The 4,793-nt window shown below is 73.6% G+C and carries 3 protein-coding genes; 2 read left to right on the forward strand and 1 reads right to left on the reverse strand.

Features of this window, described 5'->3' with window-relative positions; genetic code table 11:
- Positions 1 to 382 precede the first annotated feature (382 nt).
- Together MFF42_RS04450 and MFF42_RS04455 are read left to right on the forward strand one after the other, a co-directional pair.
- The gene (locus tag MFF42_RS04450; RefSeq protein WP_238254682.1) at positions 383 to 3,031 is read left to right on the forward strand and encodes a histidine kinase dimerization/phosphoacceptor domain -containing protein; all 2,649 of its coding nucleotides are present in this window, start codon (positions 383 to 385) and stop codon (positions 3,029 to 3,031) included.
- Positions 3,032 to 3,054: 23 nt separating this feature from the next.
- A complete protein-coding gene (locus MFF42_RS04455; protein ID WP_238254683.1) occupies positions 3,055 to 3,612 on the forward strand; it encodes a biliverdin-producing heme oxygenase in 558 nt (185 codons plus the stop codon).
- 60 nt (positions 3,613 to 3,672) lie between these two features.
- Here the strand turns inward: MFF42_RS04455 and MFF42_RS04460 are convergent, their stop codons facing one another.
- Positions 3,673 to 4,764: a lysylphosphatidylglycerol synthase domain-containing protein gene (locus MFF42_RS04460; protein WP_238254684.1), complete on the reverse strand. Its 1,092-nt coding sequence runs from the start codon at positions 4,762 to 4,764 to the stop codon at positions 3,673 to 3,675.
- Between the last annotated feature and the right edge of the window lie 29 nt (positions 4,765 to 4,793).

Here is a 4,793-nt window from a genome sequence, read left to right on the forward strand (position 1 = left end):
GAACTCGTCGGCCCGGAGGCGGAGCATCTCGGCCACCTCCTCGCCCACGCGGTGCAGGACGGGCTCGACGTGCGGCGCCTGCGCGACCGCCCCTTCTACCACCCGACCCTGGAGGAGGGTCTCGACACGGCCCTCTCCGACCTCGCGGGCGGGTGAGGCGGGCCGCTCGACTCGCCGCCGCGGCGGGCTCCCGGTCGCGGCAGCGCGGCGGTGCCGATCGGCCCACGCCCCGTGTCGCGGAGTGTCGCGGACGAGTGTATGGTTTCAGACAAAGCTCGGGCTTATCAGGCACTTGGTGCGACTTTTCGGCGAGCCCAAAGATGCGGCGGAGGGCGCCTCGGCATTGCGTAACCGCAGCGCGGCAGGCATACCGACTGCCGTAATGGTCGATCCGTCGCAGATGCACACCGCGGGACCGCACGGTGGTCCGATCGACCTTCCGGTCGATCTCGACGCGTTGACCCCGGAGCAGCGGGATCAATTCGGCGCGGGGATTCTCGCGCTCGATTCCGCCGGCGCGGTGCTCGCCTGCAATCGCGCGGCGGGAACGCTGTGCGGCCTGCCGCCCGACGCGATGATCGGGCGCAACTTCTTCCGCGATCTCGTGCCGAGCGCCCACGTCCCCGGCTTCTTCGGCCGCTTCCTCGCCGCCCAGCGCCGGGGCGTAGCGGGCCAAGCGGCGGGCCAAGTGGCGGCCCAGGCCTTCGAGTTCGTGTTCGGGCGCATCCCGGCCCCTCTGCGGGCGCGCATCGGCCTCCGGTCCGGCGCGAACGGGCGCACCTGGCTGACGATCAGCCCGCTGGAGCAGATCGCCGCCGGCCCCTCGCGCGAGGCCGTGCTGGCCGCGATCTCCCAGCGCAGCCGGGCCGAGCCGGTCGATCCGAGCCTGTGCGAGCGCGAGCCGATCCACGTCCCCGGCTCGATCCAGCCGAACGCGGTGATGCTCGCCGCCGACGCCGCGACCCTCGAGATCCTGGCCTTCAGCGCCAACGCCGTCGACGTGCTGGCACCCGAGCAGTTCCCGCCCAACGGCCTCGCCCTGGAGGCGGTGCTGCCGGGGGGAATCGTCTCCGCGATCCGCGACGGGCTGTCCGCCCACACCCTCACCGACGGGCGGCTCCTGCGCCGCACGCTCACCCTTCCGTCGCGGGAGGAGCGCTTCCACCTCGTGGCGCACGCCCATCTCGGCCGGGTCATCGTCGAGCTGGAACTGGCGCCGGAGCGGCCCGAGGACTTCCTCGCCGCGAGCCCGCTCGACGCCGAACTCGCCATGGTGCGGCTGCGCGCCGCCGAGACCCTGACCGAGGCGGCGCAGATCGCCGCCCTCGAGATCCGCGCCATGACCGGATTCGAATCGGTCCTCGTCTACCGCTTCGACGCCGAGTGGAACGGCGAGGCCATCGCCGAGGACATGGTGCCGGACTGGCAGCGTCCGCTGATCGGCCTGCGCTTTCCCGCCTCCGACATCCCGGCCCAGGCCCGCGCCCTCTACACCAAGGCCAAGAGCCGCTTCGTGATCGACCGCGACTGCGTGCCGGTGCCGCTGGTCGCCGGCCGCTCCGCCGGCAACGCGCCGATCGACCTCACCTTCGCGCAGAACCGCACCCTCTCGCCGATCCACCTCGAATACCAGCGCAACCTCGGCGTCGACGGCTCGATGTCGATCTCGATCATGGTCGAGAACCGGCTCTGGGGCCTGATGATCGGCCATCACCGCCGGCCGCACTACGTCGCGCCGGAGACCCGCGCCGCGGCCACCGTGCTCACCGACGCCTTCGCCATGCGGGTGCAGGAGATCGAGGGCAAGGCGCTGTGGAGCGAGCGGCAGCGCCATCTCGACGTGCAGGGCCGGCTGGTCCGCGGCCTCACCCGCTCCGACGACTTCGTCGGCTCGCTGACCCAGGGCAACCCGACCCTGCTCGACCTGTTCGGCGCGACGGGCGCGGGCATCGTCTCGGACGAGGCCGTCTGCCTCGTCGGCACGACGCCGGACGAGGCGGCGGTGCGGGCGCTCGCCGACTGGCTGCGGCACAGCCTGCCCCCCGGCGAGACCACCTTCGTCACCGACACGCTGGTGCTGCAGCACGCCCCGGCCGCGGCCTACACCGAGATCGCCAGCGGCCTGCTCGCGGCCTTCGTCGGCACCTCGCGCCAGCATCTCCTGTTCTGGGTCAAGCCGGAGGTGCCGAGCACCGTCACCTGGGGCGGCGACCCGCGCAAGCCCGTCCTGCCCGGCAGCGGCCCGGTGGCGGTGCTGCCGCGGCGCTCGTTCGAGCGCTGGATCGAGGAGCGGCGCGGCCATTCCGCCCCCTGGGCGACGTGGAAGGTCGCGCTCGCCGCCCAGCTCGCCGACGCCGTGGACGGCGTGGTGCTGCGCCAGCGCCGCAAGATCGACGAGCTGACCGGGCTGCTCGCCGACAAGGAGCGCCTGCTGGAGCAGAAGGATCTGCTCACCCGCGAGATCGACCACCGGGTGAAGAACTCGCTGCAGATCGTGACGGCCTTCCTGCACATGCAGCGCCGCCAGATCGCCGACCCGGAGGCGCGCCAGGCCTTCTCCGAGACCTCGGCCCGGGTGATGAGCGTCGCGCGGGTGCACGACAGCCTCTATCAGGGCGAGAGCATGGAGCAGGTCGATCTCGGCCAGACCATCCAGGCCCTGTGCAGCGATCTCGCCGGCATGGCCGGCGACGAGCACAGCGTCGAGCTGACCGCGGAGCCCGGCCTGATGGTGCCCTACCGGCACGCGGTGGCGCTCTCGCTGATCACCACCGAACTCGTCACCAACGCGTTCAAATATGCCGGCCGGCCCGACAAGGGCGCGCGGATCAGCGTCTCCGTCGCGGGCGGGGAGGGGGCCGTGCGCCTCAGGATCTGCGACGACGGCGAGGGCATGCCGCCGGGCTGGGAGAGCGCCAAGGCGCGCGGCACCGGGCTCGGCATGAAGCTGATCCGCGCCATGCTCGACCAGATCGGCGCCCGCCTCGACGTCGAGAATGCCGACGGCGCCTGCTTCACGGTTCACGCCTGAACCTTGCCACGCCCGAGCCCTCCTTGAGCGACAGCCTGCACGCCCGCTTGCGGGAGGCCACGCGAGCGGCGCACGAGGCGCTGGAGCGCGACCTCGACTGGGAGGCGCGCGTGGCGACGCTTCCCGGCTACCGGGCGCTGCTGGAAAGGCTCCGCGGCTTCCACGCCGCCTACGAGCCGGCGATCGGCGATGCCCTCGCGGATTCCGCCTTCTTCGATCCCCGCCGACGGCTCCCGGCCCTCGACGCGGACCTGCGCGCCCTCGACGGGGCGGCGCCCGATCCCCTGCCCGCTCCCGCCTTGCCCCGGCTCGACGGGCCGGGGGCGGCGCTCGGCGCGCTCTACGTGCTGGAGGGCTCGACGCTCGGCGGGGCCGTGATCGGCCGCCACGTCGCCCGCCTGCACGGGGAGGACGTCCCGCTGGCCTATTATGCCGGCCGCGGCCGGGACACCGGGCCGCTCTGGCGCGGCTTTCGCGAACGGCTGGACGGGCTGCCGGAGGCGGAGGCCGCCGCGGCCTTCGCCGCCGGGATCGCGACCTTCGAGGCGATGCGGGGATGGCTCGTGTCCGGCGTGGGCTGAGCCGCCCTTCCAGGGCTCTGCCCTGGACCCTATGACAAGGGCTTGCCCTTTCGAAACCCATCACCCCGGCGGTGCCAGCACCTGGGCTCGCTTGGCTTCCAGGATCTGCCAGACGATCAGCGAGGGCAGGCCCAGCGCCACGTCGGGGACGCGCTTGGCGAGCGACAGGGCGATGGCGGTGCCGGCGTCGAGACCGAACAGGGCGCCCACCACGACGAAGCCGCCCTCCTGCACGCCGAGCCCGCTCGGCACGGCGAAGGCCGCCGACTTGATCGCCTGGGACAGCGATTCGAGCACGAAAACCTCGGTCAGGCTCACCTCGACGCCGATGCAGGCGAGCACGATCCAGATCTCGACCGCGCCGAGGCCCCAGGCCACGGCGTGCAGGGCGACCGACTGGGCGATGCGCCCGCGCCGGCCCCGCGCCCAGACCGCGTCGAGGGCCTCCTGCACCGAGAGGATGCTCGCCGTGCCCGCCTCCGGACCCGCGCCGTCCGGGGCCGCCGAGCGCAGGAAGCGGCGTCCGAGGCCGGCAAGCCGCCGCTCCAGGCCCCGCGCCGCGCCCAAGGTCTGCAGGGCGAAGAAGGCGGCCACCGCCGCCACCGCGACCACGGCGGCCTGCGTCGTCCACCACGCGAGCGCGGCGGCGGCCTCCCCCGGCAGCCGCCAGAGCAGGGCGGCGCCGAGCCCGGTGAAGGCCACCTGCGTCGCGACCTGGATCAGCATGTCGGCCAGGATCGAGGCCGCCGCGAGGCTGCCCGCGACGCCCCAGAAGGTCAGCAGGCGCCCGCCCACCACCTCGCCGCCCACCGAGGCGACGGGCAGGAGCACGTTCACGCCCTCCCGCACGAAGCGCAGGATCACGAAGGCGCCGGTCTCGACGGAACGCTCGACGGGACGCCCGGCCGGAACCTCCGGCCCCGTTCGGGGACGGCCGGAAGGCGGAATGCCGGCCAGCACGCGCGCCCAGGCGAGGCCGCACAGCAGCACGATGACGGCCCGCACCCCGACGATGGCCGCGAGGCCCGCCGGACCGATCCGCCCGAAGGCCGCGCCGATCGCCCCGAGGTCGTTGGTGGCGACGAGCCAGACGCCCAGCCCCAGCCCGACCAGGGTGCCGATCAGCGGCAGCCGCCGCAGCAGCCCGCGCAGGAAGCGCTGCGGATCGACCGGCTCGCCGT

Origin of the sequence: Methylorubrum podarium (assembly GCF_022179745.1) — a bacterium.
Taxonomy (GTDB): Bacteria; Pseudomonadota; Alphaproteobacteria; order Rhizobiales; family Beijerinckiaceae; genus Methylobacterium; species Methylobacterium podarium.

What these genes read in the sequence shown, in the direction of transcription:
- MFF42_RS04450 (WP_238254682.1), top strand. Translation starts at nt 383, where the DNA reads ATGGTCGATCCGTCGCAGATGCACACCGCGGGACCGCACGGTGGTCCG.